The organism is Streptococcus gwangjuensis (assembly GCF_028156745.1).
In the GTDB taxonomy this organism is placed as follows: Bacteria; Bacillota; Bacilli; order Lactobacillales; family Streptococcaceae; genus Streptococcus; species Streptococcus gwangjuense_A.
Map to the genome: position 1 here is coordinate 1 of NZ_JAODJG010000020.1, position 17,829 is coordinate 17,829.

Below are 17,829 nucleotides of genomic sequence, written 5' to 3' on the forward strand. Positions count from 1 at the left end.
GGAACAGTACTTCACACAGATAACCTAGAAGGTAAATCTGGAGAACCAATCAAGTACTCAACAGTAGCGAAACTTACTGAATTGAAAGCTCTAGGATATGACCTAGTAACTGATGGATTCACGACAGCTACAGATAAGAACTACGATAAAGATACAAAAGTTGATCAAAACTTCGTAGTAACGGTTACACCACACGTTGAGCCAATCAAACCAGTGGATCCAGAAAATCCAAATGATCCTAATAAACCAAAACCAGGTGATCCAATCGATCCTAAGAACCCTGATGGACCAAAATGGACAGAAGATCTAATTAAGAAGATTGATACAACTCGCCACGTGAACCGTACAATCACTTACGTTAACGAAAAAGGCGAGGAAGTAGCTGAGAAAGTAACAGATAAAGTTACATTCACTCGTGAAGCTAATCTCAACGCTGTAACAGGTGAAATTACTTACGGTGACTGGACAGCTAAAGATGGAGATACAACATTTGATAAAGTTGAATCACCAGTAGTTAAAGGTTATATTCTAAAAGATGCTAAACAAAAAGAAGTAGCAGCTACAACAGGATTAACTGCAGACTCTAAAGATGAAAACATCGAAGTTGTCTACACTAAACTTGGTTCATGGATTCCAAAAGTACCAGAAGGTTCTACACCAGTTCCTCCGGTTACGTATCCAAATGATCCAAAAGATCCAACTAAACCAGGAACTGATAAACCTAAAGTGCCTTATATCCCAGGAACTACACCAGTGGTACCAAAAGATCCAACTAAACCAGTAGATCCAAATACTAACCCACTAGTTCCATTAACACCAGTAGATCCAAAAGATCCAACTAAAGGATATGAAGTACCACCAGTGCCAACAGACCCAAGCACAGATACACCAATCACTTACGTAACTGATAAGCAAAAAGCTATCACTAACTTTGTAGATGAAAAAGGTAAAGTAGTATCGACACCAGTGGTTGATGAAGGTGATTCAGGAGCTAACTTCACTAAGTCTAAAGTTGATGAAGTAACTAAGACGATTGAAAAGCTTGAAAAAGCTGGATACAGAGTCGTTAAGAACGAGTTCCCATCTAAAGATACAGACAGAGTATTTGATAAAGACAAATCTGTAGATCAAATCTTTAATGTAACGGTAGCTGAAAGAATTATTCCAGTTACACCAGGTAAGCCAGTAGATCCAAATGATCCAAACTTACCGAAGAACCCAGATGGAACTCCAGTAACACCATCAACACCAGAGCCAGGTAAACCAGTATTCCCTAACGATCCAAATAGCCCAGTATGGCCAAATACTGTGAAAGATCTTGTAACTGAGAAATCAGCTACACGTACTATCAAGTATGTGGATCGCAATGGAAATGAAGTTTCTGAAACTCGTACAGAAACTATCAAGTTTACTCGTGAAGCGAAAGTGAACTTAGTAACTGGTGAAATCACATATGGAGAATGGACAACAGATCGTAACGATGACATCTTCAACGGATACCCAGTACCAGTTGTGAAAGGATACATTGCTAAAGCTGGTGATCTAGAATCATCAACTAAAGATGTACAAGTAACACCTGATACAATCAAGGATATCAATGAAACAGTTATTTACGATAAGTTAGGTTCATGGATTCCAAATATTCCAGGAACACCAACAAATCCAATTACTTATCCAAACGATCCTAAAGATCCAACCAAACCTGGATCTGATAAACCTAAAGTACCTTATGTACCAGGATTTATCCCTGTAGATCCAGAAGGTCAACCATTGAAACCAGTTGATCCAAATGATCCAACAAAAGGATATGAAGTACCAGAGGTACCTGGTGATCCAACGAAAGATACACCAATCAACTACATTCCTAAGGATCCTACACCAAATCCAACTCCATACCCAGGTCCAACTCCAGCTCCAACTCCTAAACCAGAGCCTAAGCCGGAACCAAAACCTGAGCCAAAACCAGAACCAGAAACTCCACAACCTGTAACACCTGCAGATAATGGAGATAACAACGGAAATAATAATGGTACTCCAGTAACTCCAGCTCAACCAGCAGCGCCTTCTACACCTCAATACATGGATGGTCAACGTGAACTTCCAAATACAGGTACAGAAGATCATGCAAGCCTTGCAGCGCTTGGACTTCTAGGAGCCCTAAGTGGATTTGGATTGATTGCTCGTAAGAAAAGAGAAGATGAAGAATAATCATTTTGATTCTTATTAGATGCTGACTTGCAATCAGACAAAGAAAGAACTTGAGATTTAACATCTCAGGTTCTTTTCTTTCTCTTTTTGAAAATGGTATAATATAGTGAGAACAATAGAGGAGAAGTGTAAATTGATCGCACAACTAGATACAAAAACAGTCTATAGTGTTATGGAGAGTGTCATTTCAATCGACAAGTATGTGAGAGTAGCAAAAGACTATGGCTACACTCATTTGGCTATGATGGATATTGACAATCTTTATGGGGCTTTTGACTTTCTAGAGATTACAAAAAAATATGGAATTCATCCTTTGTTAGGGCTTGAAATGAATGTCCTTGTAGATGATAAAGATGTGAATCTGCGCTTTTTAGCTCTATCTAGTGTGGGCTACCAGCAGTTGATGAAACTTTCAACAGCTAAGATGCAAGGGGAGAAAACTTGGTCGGTTCTGTCTCAGTATCTTGAAGATATTGCTGTAATTGTACCTTATTTTGAAGAACTTGAGTTGTTAAATCTAGGCTGTGATTACTATATAGGGGTTTACCCAGAAACACTGGCCAGCGAATTTCACAATCCTATTTTGCCATTGTATCGGGTCAATACATTTGAAAGTAAGGATAGAGAAATTCTGCAAGTTTTAACAGCGATTAAAGAAAATCTACCTCTTAGAGAAGTTCCCTTGCGCTCACGACAAGATGTCCTTATATCGGCAAGTTCTTTAGAGAAACTATTCCAAGAACGTTTTCCTCAAGCCTTGGACAATTTAGAAAAGCTTATTTCAGGCATTTCTTATGACTTGGATACTAGTCTGAAATTACCTCGCTTTAATCCTGCTAGACCAGCAGTAGAAGAATTGAGAGAACGTGCTGAATTGGGGCTTGCTCAGAAGGGGTTAACTGGTAAAGAATATCAAGACCGTCTAGACCAAGAATTGGCTGTTATTCATGATATGGGCTTTGACGATTATTTCTTAGTTGTTTGGGATTTGTTGCGTTTTGGACGTTCAAATGGCTATTATATGGGAATGGGACGGGGTTCTGCAGTCGGTAGTTTGGTTTCCTACGCCTTGGATATTACTGGGATTGATCCGGTAGAGAAAAATCTGATTTTTGAACGTTTCCTCAATCGTGAACGCTATACTATGCCTGATATTGATATTGATATTCCTGATATTTATCGTCCAGATTTTATCAGATATGTTGGCAATAAATATGGTAGCAAGCATGCTGCGCAAATCGTTACTTTTTCTACCTTTGGCGCCAAGCAAGCTCTTCGAGATGTTTTGAAGCGCTTTGGTGTGCCAGAGTATGAATTATCTGCAATTACCAAGAAAATCAGTTTTCGTGATAATCTCAAGTCAGCCTATGAGGGTAATCTCCAGTTTCGTCAGCAAATCAATAGTAAGTTAGAATACCAAAAAGCATTTGAAATTGCCTGCAAGATTGAGGGTTATCCAAGACAAACCTCTGTTCATGCAGCTGGTGTTGTGATCAGTGACCAAGATTTGACCAACTACATCCCTCTAAAGCATGGTGACGAAATTCCACTGACTCAGTATGATGCTCATGGAGTCGAAGCAAGTGGACTTTTGAAGATGGATTTTCTGGGACTAAGAAATTTGACCTTTGTCCAGAAGATGCAAGAATTACTTGCAGAAACAGAAGGTATTCATATAAAAATAGAAGAAATTGATTTGGAAGACAAAGAAACGTTAGCTCTTTTTGCTTCTGGTAATACAAAAGGTATCTTTCAATTTGAACAACCTGGTGCTATTCGCCTGCTCAAACGCGTGCAACCAGTCTGTTTTGAAGATGTCGTAGCAACTACTTCCCTAAATCGACCAGGTGCTAGTGACTACATCAATAATTTTGTGGCAAGAAAACATGGGCAGGAAGAAGTGACTGTACTAGACCCAGCTCTGGAGGATATTTTGGCTCCAACTTATGGCATTATGCTCTATCAGGAGCAGGTTATGCAGGTTGCTCAGCGTTTTGCTGGATTTAGTCTTGGGAAAGCCGATATTTTGCGTCGGGCTATGGGGAAAAAGGATGCTTCTGCTATGCATGAGATGAGAGCTTCCTTTATTCAAGGTTCATTAGATGCTGGTCATACTAGGGAAAAGGCAGAGCAGGTCTTTGATGTTATGGAGAAGTTTGCAGGTTATGGATTTAACCGATCTCACGCCTATGCTTACTCAGCCTTGGCCTTCCAGTTGGCCTATTTCAAAACACATTATCCAGCCATTTTTTATCAAGTCATGTCGAATTCTGCCAACAGTGATTATGTAACAGATGCCTTAGAAGCAGGTTTTGAAGTAGCCCCATTGTCCATTAATACTATTCCCTATCACGATAAAATTGCCAACAAATCTATCTATCTAGGTCTGAAATCGATTAAGGGTGTCAGCAATGATTTGGCGCTTTGGATTATTGAAAATAGACCCTATTCGAGCATTGAAGATTTTATAGCTAAATTACCTGAGAATTATCTGAAACTTCCTCTGCTAGAACCTTTGGTAAAAGTTGGTCTTTTCGATTCATTTGAAAAAAATCGCCAAAAAGTATTTAATAATTTAGGTAATCTATTTGAATTTGTGAAAGAGTTAGGAAGCTTGTTCGGTGATACGATATATAGTTGGCAGGAATCGGAAGATTGGACAGAACAAGAAAAATTCTATATGGAACAAGAGCTTCTAGGGGTAGGAGTTAGCAAACATCCCTTACAAGCTATTGCAAGTAAGGCTATCTACCCAATTACACCAATCGGAAATTTGTCTGAAAATAGTCACGCCATTATATTGGTTGAAATTCAGAAAATAAAAGTGATTCGGACCAAAAAGGGTGAAAACATGGCATTCTTACAGGTAGATGATAGTAAGAAAAAATTGGATGTTACCCTCTTCTCAGACTTATATCGACAGATTGGGCAGGAATTGAAAGAAGGAGCTTTCTACTATATAAGAGGAAAAAATCAGTTACGAGATGGCCGTCTGCAAATGATTGCACAAGAAATAAGAGCAGCAGTGGCTGAACGCTTTTGGATACAGGTAAAAAATCATGAATCGGATCAAGAAATTTCGAGAATTTTAGACCAGTATAAAGGCCCAATCCCAGTCATCATCAGGTATGAAGAGGAACAGAGAACGATTGTTTCTCCCCATCATTTTGTGACTAAATCCACTGAATTAGAAGAGAAATTAGGTGGAATCGTTATGAAAACGATTTATCGCTAAAATTACGGAAAATAGAAGAATTTTCCATTTAAATGTGATATAATCAGTAAGAATGTTAAAAGAAAAAGGAGCATAACCAATATGAAACGTATTGCTGTTTTGACTAGTGGTGGAGACGCCCCTGGTATGAACGCTGCTATCCGTGCAGTTGTTCGTCAAGCAATTTCAGAAGGAATGGAAGTATTTGGTATCTATGATGGATATGCTGGTATGGTTGCTGGTGAAATTCATCCCCTAGATGCGGCTTCAGTAGGAGACATCATTTCTCGTGGTGGTACTTTCCTTCACTCTGCTCGTTACCCAGAGTTCGCTCAACTTGAAGGGCAACTTAAAGGGATTGAGCAATTGAAAAAACACGGAATTGAAGGTGTAGTTGTTATTGGTGGTGACGGATCTTACCACGGTGCTATGCGTTTGACTGAACATGGATTCCCAGCTATCGGTCTTCCTGGTACAATCGATAACGATATTGTTGGTACTGACTTCACAATCGGTTTTGACACAGCGGTTACTACTGCTATGGATGCTATCGATAAGATTCGTGATACATCATCAAGTCACCGTCGTACATTTGTTATCGAAGTAATGGGTCGTAACGCAGGTGATATCGCTCTTTGGGCTGGTATTGCAACTGGTGCTGATGAAATCATCATTCCTGAAGAAGGATTCAAGATTGAAGATATCGTAGAAAGCATTAAATGTGGATACGAGTGTGGTAAAAAACACAATATCATCGTCTTGGCAGAAGGTGTGATGTCAGCAGCTGAATTTGGTCAAAAACTTAAAGAAGCTGGAGATACAAGCGACCTTCGTGTGACAGAACTTGGACATATTCAACGTGGTGGTTCTCCAACTGCGCGTGACCGTGTTTTGGCATCACGTATGGGTGCACATGCCGTTAAACTTCTTAAAGAAGGTATCGGTGGTGTTGCGGTTGGTATCCGTAACGAGAAAATGGTTGAAAACCCAATTCTTGGAACTGCAGAAGAAGGAGCATTGTTTAGCCTTACTGCAGATGGTAAGATTGTGGTTAACAACCCACATAAAGCTGACCTTGAGCTATCTAGCTTGAATAAGAGCTTATCATAATTTATAATTTAGTTAATAAGACCAAAAAGGTCATATATATAAAGGAGTCACAAAAATCATGAACAAACGTGTAAAAATCGTTGCAACTTTGGGACCTGCGGTTGAAATCCGTGGTGGTAAAAAATTCGGTGATGACGGATACTGGGGTGAAAAACTTGATGTTGAAGCTTCAGCTAAAAACATTGCTAAATTGATCGAAGCTGGTGCTAACACATTCCGTTTCAACTTCTCACACGGTGACCACCAAGAGCAAGGTGACCGTATGGCAACTGTTAAACTTGCTGAAAAACTTGCAGGTAAAAAAGTTGGTTTCCTTCTTGATACAAAAGGACCAGAAATCCGTACTGAATTGTTTGAAGGAGATGCAAAAGAATACTCTTACACAACTGGTGAAAAAATCCGTGTTGCTACTAAACAAGGAATCAAATCAACTCGTGATGTGATCGCATTGAACGTTGCTGGTGCTCTTGACATCTATGATGATGTTGAAGTTGGTCGTCAAGTTTTGGTTGACGATGGTAAACTTGGTCTTCGTGTGGTTGCTAAAGATGACGCAACTCGTGAGTTTGAAGTTGAAGTTGAAAACGATGGTGTAATTGCTAAACAAAAAGGTGTTAACATCCCTAACACTAAAATTCCTTTCCCAGCTCTTGCTGAACGTGATAACGACGATATCCGCTTTGGTCTTGAACAAGGAATTAACTTCATCGCGATTTCATTCGTACGTACTGCAAAAGACGTGAACGAAGTTCGTGCAATCTGTAAAGAAACTGGAAACGGACACGTTCAATTGTTCGCTAAAATCGAAAACCAACAAGGTATCGACAACTTGGATGAAATCATCGAAGCTGCTGATGGTATCATGATCGCTCGTGGTGACATGGGTATCGAAGTACCATTCGAAATGGTTCCAGTTTACCAAAAAATGATTATCAAGAAAGTCAATGCTGCAGGTAAAGTTGTTATCACAGCAACAAACATGCTTGAAACAATGACTGAAAAACCACGTGCAACTCGTTCAGAAGTATCAGACGTATTCAACGCTGTTATCGACGGTACTGATGCTACAATGCTTTCAGGTGAGTCTGCAAACGGTAAATACCCACTTGAGTCAGTAACTACAATGGCTACAATCGACAAGAACGCTCAGACTCTTCTTAACGAATACGGTCGTTTGAACTCAGATTCATTTGAACGTAACTCTAAGACAGAAGTAATGGCTTCAGCTGTTAAAGATGCTACTAACTCAATGGACATTAAATTGGTTGTAACTCTTACTAAGACAGGTCACACTGCACGTTTGATTTCTAAATACCGTCCAAATGCTGACATCTTGGCATTGACATTCGACGAATTGACAGAACGTGGATTGATGTTGAACTGGGGTGTTATCCCAATGTTGACAGACGCTCCATCTTCAACTGACGATATGTTCGAAATCGCTGAACGTAAAGCAGTTGAAGCAGGACTTGTACAATCTGGTGACGATATCGTTATCGTAGCTGGTGTACCAGTTGGAGAAGCTGTTCGTACAAACACAATGCGTATCCGTACAGTACGTTAATTAAAATGAAAAAAGCCTATCATATCAAGCTTTCTAGCCTGTATGATAGGTTTTTTTGTAGCAGGGGGCAAATAAGGGGCAAAACTTTTTAAAAAAGGCCAGTTAATACAAATACGATTCAGCTAATATAATTGAAAATGATGGAAAAAAAGGTGAAATTATGGTATACTTTAACACAGGACCTTTTTAGAAATTTTGAAAGAGTATTAAAAATTTAAAATGAGAAAAATTGTTATCAATGGTGGCTTGCCCCTGCAAGGTGAGATTACCATTAGTGGTGCAAAAAATAGTGTTGTAGCTTTGATTCCAGCTATTATCTTGGCAGATGATGTTGTGACTTTGGATTGTGTTCCAGATATTTCGGATGTTGCTAGTCTTGTCGAAATTATGGAATTGATGGGTGCTACCGTTAAGCGTTATGACGATGTGTTAGAGATTGATCCAAGAGGTGTTCAAAATATTCCAATGCCTTATGGGAAAATCAATAGTCTTCGTGCATCTTATTATTTTTATGGAAGTCTTTTAGGTCGCTTTGGAGAAGCTACAGTTGGTTTACCTGGTGGATGTGATTTGGGACCACGTCCTATTGACTTACATCTTAAGGCTTTTGAAGCTATGGGAGCCACTGTTAGCTACGAGGGTGATAACATGAAGTTATCTGCTAAAGATGTGGGACTTCATGGTGCAAGTATTTACATGGATACGGTAAGTGTAGGTGCGACGATTAATACAATGATTGCTGCGGTTAAAGCAAATGGTCGTACTATTATTGAAAATGCAGCCCGAGAACCTGAGATTATTGACGTTGCTACTCTCTTGAATAATATGGGGGCTCATATCCGTGGTGCTGGAACCAATATTATCATTATTGATGGTGTTGACAGATTACATGGAACGCGTCATCAGGTGATTCCAGACCGTATTGAAGCGGGAACGTACATTTCCTTAGCTGCTGCAGTTGGTAAGGGAATTCGTATTAATAATGTTCTTTATGAACACTTAGAAGGATTTATTGCTAAGTTGGAAGAAATGGGAGTACGAATGACTGTATCTGAAGACAGCATTTTTGTTGAGGAACAGTCTAATTTGAAAGCAATCAATATTAAGACAGCTCCTTATCCAGGTTTTGCTACTGACTTGCAACAACCAATTACTCCTCTTCTGTTAACAGCAGAGGGGCGTGGAACCATTATTGATACCATTTATGAGAAACGTGTAAACCATGTTTTTGAACTAGCAAAGATGGACGCGGATATTACGACTACAAACGACCATATTTTATATACTGGTGGACGTAGTTTACGTGGTGCAAATGTAAAAGCTACTGACCTTAGAGCTGGGGCAGCACTTGTCATTGCTGGACTAATGGCTGAAGGTAAAACTGAAATTACAAATATTGAGTTCATCTTACGTGGTTATTCAGATATTATTGAAAAATTACGTAATCTAGGAGCGGATATTACACTTGTTGAAGAATAAACCGTAGAGGTGGTTATGAATATTTGGACCAAATTAGCAATGTTTTCTTTTTTTGAAACGGATCGCTTGTATTTGCGTCCTTTCTTTTTTAGTGATAGTAAGGACTTCCATGATATAGCTTCAAATCCAGAAAATTTACAATTCATTTTTCCAAGTCAAGCTAGTCCAGAAGAAAGTCAATATGCACTGGCCAATTATTTTATGAAGGCTCCTTTAGGGGTATGGGCTATTTGTGATAAGAAAACTGAAAAAATGATTGGTTCAATTAAGTTTGAAAAGCTAGATGAAATAAAAAAAGAAGCAGAACTTGGTTATTTTTTGAGAAAAGATTCATGGTCTAAAGGTTTTATGACAGAAGTTGTTAAAAAACTTTGCCAACTTTCTTTTGGGGAATTTGGTTTAAAACAATTATCCATCATTACCCACCTTGAAAATGAAGCTAGTCAACGGGTTGCTCTTAAGTCTGGATTTCGATTGATTCGTCAGTTTAAAGGAAGTGATCGCTATACAAAGAAAATGCGTGATTATCTTGAGTTTCGCTTTGTAAAGGGAGAAATTAATGAGTAAACACCAAGAAATTCTAAGCTATTTGGAAGAATTACCCGTTGGTAAAAGAGTCAGTGTTCGAAGTATTTCCAACCATCTAGGAGTCAGTGATGGAACGGCTTATCGGGCCATTAAAGAAGCTGAAAATCGTGGAATTGTAGAGACTCGTCCAAGAAGTGGTACTATCCGTGTTAAATCTCAGAAAGTTGCTATTGAAAGATTAACATTTGCAGAAATTGCAGAAGTGACTTCTTCTGAGGTTTTGGCTGGGCAAGAAGGTTTAGAGAGAGAATTTAGTAAGTTTTCAATCGGTGCCATGACTGAGCAAAATATTTTGTCTTACCTTCATGATGGGGGACTCTTGATTGTCGGAGACCGGACTCGTATTCAATTATTAGCGCTGGAAAATGAAAATGCCGTTCTTGTGACAGGTGGATTTCAGGTTCATGATGATGTGATTAAACTGGCTAATCAAAAAGGAATTCCTGTTTTAAGAAGCAAACATGACACTTTCACCGTTGCGACCATGATCAATAAAGCCTTGTCAAATGTTCAAATCAAAACAGATATTTTGACAGTTGAGAAACTGTACCGTCCGAGTCATGAGTATGGTTTTTTGAGAGAGACTGACACTGTTAAAGATTATTTGGACTTGGTACGTAAGAATCGTAGTAGTCGTTTCCCTGTTATTAATCAACATCAGGTTGTTGTTGGGGTTGTTACTATGAGAGATGCTGGTGATAAGTCACCAAGTACAACAATTGATAAGGTCATGTCTCGTAGTCTATTTTTAGTTGGATTATCTACAAATATTGCCAATGTGAGTCAACGGATGATTGCTGAAGATTTTGAAATGGTACCGGTTGTTCGTAATAATCAAACCTTGCTTGGGGTTGTAACCAGACGAGATGTCATGGAGAAGATGAGTCGTTCCCAAGTTTCGGCTCTACCAACTTTTTCTGAGCAGATTGGTCAAAAACTCGCTTATCACCATGATGAAGTAGTGATTACAGTGGAACCCTTTATGCTTGAGAAAAACGGTGTTTTAGCTAACGGTGTATTGGCAGAGATACTGACTCATATGACCCAAGATTTAGTTGTGAATAGTGGTCGCAATCTCATCATCGAACAAATGCTGATCTACTTTTTGCAGGCTGTTCAGATAGATGATATACTGCGCATTCAAGCACGCATCATCCATCATACTAGACGATCAGCTATTATTGATTACGATATTTATCATGGTCATCAGATTGTTTCAAAAGCAAATGTGACCGTTAAAATTAATTAGAAACTAGGAGAAAAGATGATAACATTAAAATCAGCTCGTGAAATCGAAGCTATGGACAAGGCTGGAGATTTTCTAGCAAGTATTCATATCGGCTTACGTGATTTGATTAAGCCTGGCGTAGATATGTGGGAAGTTGAAGAATACGTTCGCCGTCGTTGTAAGGAAGAAAATTTCCTTCCACTTCAGATTGGGGTTGACGGTGCCATGATGGACTATCCTTATGCTACCTGTTGCTCTCTTAATGATGAAGTGGCTCATGCTTTCCCTCGTCACTATATCTTGAAAGATGGTGATTTGCTCAAAGTTGATATGGTTTTGGGAGGTCCTATTGCTAAATCTGACCTGAATGTCTCAAAACTAAACTTCAACAATGTGGAGCAAATGAAAAAATACACCCAGAGCTACTCTGGTGGCCTAGCAGACTCATGTTGGGCTTATGCTGTTGGTACGCCGTCCGAAGAAGTGAAAAACTTGATGGATGTAACCAAAGAAGCTATGTACAAGGGAATCGAGCAAGCTGTTGTTGGAAATCGTATTGGTGATATTGGTGCAGCTATTCAAGAATACGCTGAAAGTCGTGGTTACGGTGTAGTACGTGATTTGGTTGGTCATGGTGTTGGTCCAACCATGCACGAAGAACCAATGGTTCCTAACTATGGTATTGCTGGTCGTGGGCTTCGTCTCCGTGAAGGAATGGTATTGACCATTGAACCAATGATCAATACAGGTGACTGGGAAATTGATACAGATATGAAAACTGGCTGGGCGCATAAGACCATTGACGGTGGTTTATCTTGTCAATATGAACACCAATTCGTGATTACTAAAGATGGACCAGTTATCTTGACTAGTCAAGGTGAAGAAGGAACTTATTAATAAAAAGTGAAAAGACTACTGGAAGTTTATTTTGAAAAATTCAGTAGATCTTTTCATATAAAATAAACGCATTTTATTGATGTTTTCAGGCTTTTTAAGACAACAAAATAGGCTCCATAATATCTGTAGGAGACTTATCTACAGATATTATGGAGCTTTTTTCTTATGCTCAGAATGGCAATTTCCCAGCGAAAGCACCCAGTTTTTTCTTGGTAGTTTCATCGATTTGTTCAAGAGCAGAGTTGATTGCTTGAACGGTCATATCAGAAAGAGTTTCAAGGTCTTCTGGGTCAACGACAGCTGGATTGAAGTCAATGCTGACAACTTTCTTATCTCCAGTTAAGGTCGCTTGGACAAGGTCTTGAGCAGATTTGCCAACAAATTGCATAGCCGCAAGTTCGGCTTGACTTTGTTCCATTTGTTTTTGAAGTTTTTGTGCTTGGCGCATCATGTTTTGCATGTTCATCATAGTGTTTTATAGTTTCCTTTTACAATTATTTTCCTTCCTATTTTATCAATTTTGAGGTTAAAAGTCTATTATTAGTATAAATTACTTAACATTAAATTGTCTGAAAATTTATTGAAAAATGAGTGAAAACATGGTATAATGAAACGTAAAATTAATTCAGGTTTCCTGAACCAATAGGAGTAAACAATGAAAAAACTAGGTTTTGTCCTTTTATCTTCAGCCTTGCTATTGACAGCTTGTGCTAATAATCAATCTAAGCCAAGTAACACAAGTGATTCGTCCAAGGTGACAGCCTTGTCTGAAGATAAGCAGAAAATGCTTGATAAGGCCACTGCTGAATATAAGACTTTTGTACAAGAGCAAATTGATAAACTGTTGACAGATACGGAAGGCTTTGTCAAACTTTTGAAAGAAGGTAAGTTAGAAGAAGCTAAGAAGGTTTATCCACTGATTCGTATGTCTTATGAGCGTTCAGAACCGATTGCTGAAAGTTTTGGTGAGTCAGATGTCAAGATTGACTTCCGTTTGGCAGACTATATGGATGAAAACAAGACTGAAGAAGGTTGGTCAGGTTTCCACCGTATCGAGCGTATCCTTTGGGAAGATAATACCACTAAAGGAACTGAAAGCTATGGGGATCAGTTGGTCAATGATATCAAGGAATTGAAAGCCAAGATTGCAACTGTAGATGTGGATTACAAGGTTATGTTGACTGGAGCAGTTGACTTGCTTAATGAAGTAGCGACAAGTAAGATTACAGGTGAAGAGGAAATTTATTCTCATACAGACTTGTATGACTTTCGTGCCAATATCGAAGGAGCTGAGAAGATTTTCCAACTCTTTAAACCATTACTAGAAAAATCAGATGCTGATTTAGTTAAAGAATTAGAAGTTGATTTCAAATCTGTTAATAGTTTGCTGGATAAACACATGACTGACAAGGAACATTACAAGCTCTATACAGATTTGACAAAAGAAGATACCAAAGAATTGTCAGAAGCTGTGACAAAACTTGGTGAGCCTCTATCACAAATGGGTAAATTTCTTAGTGGAGAATAAGAGTCATGACTGAAAAAGACGAAAAGTTTTTTGAGAAGAAAATGGACCGTCGAGAATTTCTAAAAAAAGCAGGGATTGGAGGGGCTGGTTTAGCGCTAGGACTCTCTGGTGCTTCTGCTTTTTTCGCACCTAAGCTTGGGAATCAGGAAAAAATCTCGTACGGAAATGAAAAAATTGCTTTTTACGGCAAGCATCAAGCAGGCATTAGTACGCCCATGCAAAAGAATATCTATTTTGTTGTCTTGGATTTGCATACGACAGATAAGGATAAGATTATCCAGTTGTTTAAGGATTGGACAGATTATAGTGCCAAATTAGTAGAGGGAGAATTGGTCAAAAAAGATGGCCAGAATGCTCTCTTACCTCCGAGTGATACTGGTGAGACAGTCGGGCTCAATCCGCATCGTTTGACCCTGACTTTTGGTGTGTCTGCAAGTTTCTTGAAAAAGATGAACTTGGAAAACAAGCGTCCTCAATTGTTCAGAGATTTACCGCCTTTTCCTAAGGAGCAATTACGTGAAAAATATACTGGCGGGGATATTGTCATCCAGGCCTGTGCAGATGATGAGCAGGTTGCCTTTCATGCCATTCGCAATCTCATCCGTAAGGGGAGAAATGCAGTGACCCTTCGTTGGAGTCAGTCTGGTTTTGCAGCTATTGGTGACCGGATGGAAACACCGCGTAATCTCTTTGGTTTTAAAGATGGAACAGCAAATCCAACCAAGGAGCAAGACTTTGACCGCGTTATCTGGGCTGATAGTAAGGACTGGATGGAAAATGGTTCTTATATGGCAGTGCGTCGGATTCAGATGTTTTTAGAGACCTGGGACCGCACTAGTCTTGAAGAACAAGAAAATACTTTTGGTCGTTACAAGGAAAGTGGTGCCCCCTTTGGTAAGAAGAACGAGTTTGATGAAGTGGATTTGAGTCTTTTGCCAGATGATTCGCATGTTCGTTTAGCCAAGGAAGTGGACAAGCCCCTTTTGCGTCGTTCTTATTCTTACTCAGATGGGATTGATGAAAAGACTGGTCAGTTTGATACGGGCTTGCTCTTCATTTCTTTCCAGAAGGATCCAGATAACTTTGTCAAGGTTCAAACCAATCTAGGTGCTACAGATAAGATGAATGAATACATCACTCACATCGGTAGTGGACTCTTTGCTTGCTTTGGTGGTGTGGAGAAAGGAGGCTACATTGGTCAGAAATTATTGGAAGGCTAAAAGCTGGTTCTTGGTTTTTGCTCTGTTATTTTTAATCTTTTCCCCAGTAGGTGCCCAAGAGAGTTTGAGTTCTTACTTTGTGAAAATCACAGATGCGTCCAAAGCAGTCAAAAATGGTAATAAGTCTGAGGCCCAGAAACTCGTTAAAGAGATGGCATCAGATTTTGAAAGAGTGGAAGATAGCAATTCTGATGCTGGTAAAGTCGTTAAGGAAAAGTTAGCCCATTCAGGTGAGATTACTGAAGACAAACTCACTCAACTTTCTTCAGCCTTATTAGCCTTTGAAAAAGAACAAAATCCTGTTGACTTAGATGCGGAAAAGGAAAAATTGGTGAACCGTCTAAGTCCTCGTTTTGAAGCCTTGGAACAAGCCATTGCCTCCAAAGATTTGGAAAAGGTTCGAGAGGCCTTTAAGAAAATGAATTCTACTTGGACCATCAATGAAAGTGTGGTTCGTGACAACAGTACGGCCTATTATGGACGTGTTGAAACAGCTATTTCCTTTCTACGTAGTAGCATGGAAACCGAGCCTACAGATTTTAACTCGATTCAAACTTCCTTTGAGGACTTGAAAAAGGATATTGATGATTTTGTGAGTGGAAAAGAAGTCGCAGAAGCATCTTCTGATTTGAGTCTTAAAGACGGCACTGCCCTTTTGAAGAAGGCTTTGGAACAATTCCAAGCTGGTGATTTACCATCAGGAGCAGCTAGTATGAAGGAATTTATTACTATCTGGCCAACTATTGAAGGTTCTGTCAGCACGACCAATCCATCCCTCTATACTAGAGTGGAGAGTGAAAGCCCTGTGATTATGGTCAAAGGAAGTGAGAAGGAATACCAAGAAAAATTAGAAAAACTAATTGCAGATTTATCACAGATTGATACTAGCGCACGTTACAATGCCTTTGATGCCATGCTGATCCTCTTGAGAGAAGGAGTAGAAGCTATCTTAATCGTTATGACCTTGGTGACAACCTTGAAAGCAGCCAAGTTACGAAAAGGCCTCAAGTGGGTTTATGGTGGTGCTATCACAGGAATCATGGCCAGTCTGGTCATTGCTTTCATCCTGCAAATTGCCTTTCCAGCAGTTACATCAGGCTCCAATCGTGAAATCATCGAAGGAGCAGTTGGGATTTTTGCAGTTGCTATGATGATTTTGATTGGAATCTGGCTCCACAGCAAATCTTCTGTCAAAAAATGGAATGCCTTTATGGAGTCGCAAATGGAAACAGTGACTAAAACAGGTTCTTTCATTTCCATGTTTGCCCTCAGTTTTCTAGCTGTTTTCCGTGAGGGAGCAGAAACCATTCTTTTTTATGTTGGGATTTTACCAAGAATTTCCAGTTTTGAATTTGTCTTGGGAATTTCACTTGCCTTGCTGGTTCTGGTAGTTATTGCCATCGTGATGAACAAGGCCAGTCAATTCTTTCTGCCACATAAGGTCTTCTTTATCCTGACTTGGATGATTTATGCTCTGGCTTTCAAGATGCTTGGGGTTAGTGTCCATGCTCTTCAGTTGAACAATATGGCACCTAACCACTTGCTGACAGGATTTCCAACAATCGATCTGCTTGGAATTTATCCAAGTTGGGAAGGTTTGGTTAGCCAGCTAATATTTGTTGTTATCGTTTTGATTGTCACTTTCAGACAGGGTGAAAAATAGATGGATAGAAAAGAATTGACAATCGTTGAACATCTGGTAGAATTTAGAAAGAGATTATTGGCAGTGGTCATTTGTTTCTTTTTGGTATTCTGTGTCTCCCTGCTTTTTGCAGACCAGATTTACCAGTATGTGACCCAATCTTTTCAGCAAAAGTTGATTGTTTTAGGTCCTAATGATATTTTATGGATTTACATACGTTTGGCTAGTCTGATGGCCTTTACCATCACCCTGCCTTACACAGTGTATCATATTTGGTCTTTTATCAAACCAGGTCTAAAGAAGGAAGAAGCTAGAGCAATTTTTGCCTATATTCCAGCTAGTTTCCTTTGTTTTCTAGTTGGACTGGCTTTTGGTTTTTACTTTGTAACACCAGCCTTACTTCAGGTTTTATTAGGGTTAGGAGAAGGACTATTTGAAACACAGTTAACCGCCCAAAATTATCTGTCCTTTGTTTTTCAAACGACCTTACCCTTGGCTCTGATTTTTGAATTGCCAGTTATCATTGCCTTTTTGACGTCAATTGGACTCATTGGACCAGAATTATTGATTGCTTATCGCCGATATGCTTATTTTATTTTATTGGTACTCGCAGTCATCTTGACACCAGCTGACTTTGTCAGCGATTTGGCAATGACTGCCCCCTTGATTTTACTTTATGAATTAAGTATTTCCATCAGCAAACACATTATGAAACGCAAGCAGAAAGGAGAGAGAAATGGGAATCTTACGTGATATCGGAGCACCAGGATTGATTATTATCGTTTTAGGAGCTCTCATGATCTTCGGACCAAAGCGATTGCCTGAACTAGGAGAGTCAATCGGTAAAATGCTGTCTGAATTTAAAAAAGCAGTTAAAGGAACTGAAAATCAAGATAAGGAAGAGTAAGACTGGTGAGTTTTACTAAAAAATAAAAAGTTAGGAAGTGTGTCTCTATCGGACAATTTATTATTTCCTAGCTTTTTCTTGTATTAAGAAAATATAAATTTAAGCTTTCTTTAAGAAAACTATATTATTCTGAAGAACTCTAAAATTTCACAGCCATTTATTAGTAATGACTATTGAATTCCTAGTCACTACTAGAAATGGACTAGTTTCTTTGAATAATGGAACTGCTTAATCCTCCTATTCT

Annotated in this window: 14 protein-coding genes; 13 read left to right on the forward strand and 1 reads right to left on the reverse strand. The window is 39.1% G+C overall.

The annotated features are described in order from the left end of the window. From N5909_RS00135 to N5909_RS00170, 8 genes are all read left to right on the forward strand, one after another. Positions 1-2,208, forward strand: a 2,208-nt coding sequence (locus N5909_RS00135) for a mucin-binding protein (RefSeq protein ID WP_271630623.1), incomplete at its 5' end; no start/stop codon positions are given. A gap of 133 nt (positions 2,209-2,341) precedes the next feature. After that, entirely contained in the window at positions 2,342-5,443 is a 3,102-nt protein-coding gene (locus N5909_RS00140) for a DNA polymerase III subunit alpha (protein ID WP_271630624.1), read from the forward strand. Between the two features lie 81 nt (positions 5,444-5,524). Beyond that, a complete protein-coding gene (pfkA, locus tag N5909_RS00145) occupies positions 5,525-6,532 on the forward strand; it encodes a 6-phosphofructokinase (RefSeq protein WP_000820863.1) in 1,008 nt (335 codons plus the stop codon). 58 nt (positions 6,533-6,590) lie between these two features. Continuing rightward, positions 6,591-8,096 carry a pyruvate kinase gene (pyk, locus tag N5909_RS00150; RefSeq protein WP_004259601.1) on the forward strand — a complete coding sequence of 502 codons (1,506 nt, stop codon included), beginning with the start codon at positions 6,591-6,593 and terminating at the stop codon, positions 8,094-8,096. Positions 8,097-8,315: 219 nt separating this feature from the next. After that, on the forward strand, positions 8,316-9,575 hold the full coding sequence (locus N5909_RS00155) for a UDP-N-acetylglucosamine 1-carboxyvinyltransferase (protein ID WP_020902409.1): 1,260 nt from the start codon (positions 8,316-8,318) through the stop codon (positions 9,573-9,575). Between the two features lie 15 nt (positions 9,576-9,590). Beyond that, positions 9,591-10,142 carry a GNAT family N-acetyltransferase gene (locus N5909_RS00160; protein ID WP_020902408.1) on the forward strand — a complete coding sequence of 184 codons (552 nt, stop codon included), beginning with the start codon at positions 9,591-9,593 and terminating at the stop codon, positions 10,140-10,142. Then, the gene (gene spxR / locus N5909_RS00165) at positions 10,135-11,412 is read left to right on the forward strand and encodes a CBS-HotDog domain-containing transcription factor SpxR (protein WP_020902407.1); all 1,278 of its coding nucleotides are present in this window, start codon (positions 10,135-10,137) and stop codon (positions 11,410-11,412) included. Before N5909_RS00160 ends, spxR begins: the two co-directional genes overlap by 8 nt. Before the next feature lie 15 nt (positions 11,413-11,427). Further along, entirely contained in the window at positions 11,428-12,288 is an 861-nt protein-coding gene (locus tag N5909_RS00170; RefSeq protein WP_000631543.1) for a methionyl aminopeptidase, read from the forward strand. A gap of 169 nt (positions 12,289-12,457) precedes the next feature. On the opposite strand, the gene N5909_RS00175 is transcribed toward N5909_RS00170, so the two are convergent. Then, positions 12,458-12,757, reverse strand: a complete 300-nt coding sequence (locus tag N5909_RS00175; protein WP_000981526.1) for a YbaB/EbfC family nucleoid-associated protein — start codon at positions 12,755-12,757, stop codon at positions 12,458-12,460. A gap of 186 nt (positions 12,758-12,943) precedes the next feature. Here N5909_RS00175 and efeO point away from each other — a divergent pair, with 186 nt between their 5' ends. From efeO to N5909_RS00200, 5 genes are read left to right on the forward strand one after another with little or no spacing between them, the layout of a single operon-like run. Further along, a complete protein-coding gene (gene efeO, locus N5909_RS00180) occupies positions 12,944-13,816 on the forward strand; it encodes an iron uptake system protein EfeO (protein ID WP_271630625.1) in 873 nt (290 codons plus the stop codon). A 5-nt stretch (positions 13,817-13,821) separates the two neighbouring features. Beyond that, positions 13,822-15,036 carry an iron uptake transporter deferrochelatase/peroxidase subunit gene (efeB, locus tag N5909_RS00185; protein ID WP_271630626.1) on the forward strand — a complete coding sequence of 405 codons (1,215 nt, stop codon included), beginning with the start codon at positions 13,822-13,824 and terminating at the stop codon, positions 15,034-15,036. After that, entirely contained in the window at positions 15,011-16,699 is a 1,689-nt protein-coding gene (locus tag N5909_RS00190) for an FTR1 family protein (protein WP_271630627.1), read from the forward strand. The genes efeB and N5909_RS00190 overlap by 26 nt, the downstream gene beginning before the upstream one ends. Continuing rightward, a complete protein-coding gene (gene tatC / locus N5909_RS00195; RefSeq protein WP_271630628.1) occupies positions 16,700-17,431 on the forward strand; it encodes a twin-arginine translocase subunit TatC in 732 nt (243 codons plus the stop codon). Continuing rightward, positions 17,415-17,585 (forward strand): twin-arginine translocase TatA/TatE family subunit, encoded by a 171-nt coding sequence (locus N5909_RS00200; RefSeq protein WP_049491767.1) that lies wholly within the window; start codon positions 17,415-17,417, stop codon positions 17,583-17,585. The genes tatC and N5909_RS00200 overlap by 17 nt, the downstream gene beginning before the upstream one ends. Positions 17,586-17,829: the final 244 nt, after the last annotated feature.

Excerpts from the sequence above, each read along its gene's own strand:
- N5909_RS00155 (WP_020902409.1), top strand. The coding sequence starts at position 8,316 with ATGAGAAAAATTGTTATCAATGGTGGCTTGCCCCTGCAAGGTGAGATT.
- N5909_RS00175 (WP_000981526.1), bottom strand. The coding sequence starts at position 12,757 with ATGATGAACATGCAAAACATGATGCGCCAAGCACAAAAACTTCAAAAA.
- N5909_RS00170 (WP_000631543.1), top strand. The coding sequence starts at position 11,428 with ATGATAACATTAAAATCAGCTCGTGAAATCGAAGCTATGGACAAGGCT.
- pyk (WP_004259601.1), top strand. The coding sequence starts at position 6,591 with ATGAACAAACGTGTAAAAATCGTTGCAACTTTGGGACCTGCGGTTGAA.
- efeO (WP_271630625.1), top strand. The coding sequence starts at position 12,944 with ATGAAAAAACTAGGTTTTGTCCTTTTATCTTCAGCCTTGCTATTGACA.
- efeB (WP_271630626.1), top strand. The coding sequence starts at position 13,822 with ATGACTGAAAAAGACGAAAAGTTTTTTGAGAAGAAAATGGACCGTCGA.
- tatC (WP_271630628.1), top strand. The coding sequence starts at position 16,700 with ATGGATAGAAAAGAATTGACAATCGTTGAACATCTGGTAGAATTTAGA.
- N5909_RS00200 (WP_049491767.1), top strand. The coding sequence starts at position 17,415 with ATGGGAATCTTACGTGATATCGGAGCACCAGGATTGATTATTATCGTT.
- N5909_RS00160 (WP_020902408.1), top strand. The coding sequence starts at position 9,591 with ATGAATATTTGGACCAAATTAGCAATGTTTTCTTTTTTTGAAACGGAT.
- pfkA (WP_000820863.1), top strand. The coding sequence starts at position 5,525 with ATGAAACGTATTGCTGTTTTGACTAGTGGTGGAGACGCCCCTGGTATG.
- spxR (WP_020902407.1), top strand. The coding sequence starts at position 10,135 with ATGAGTAAACACCAAGAAATTCTAAGCTATTTGGAAGAATTACCCGTT.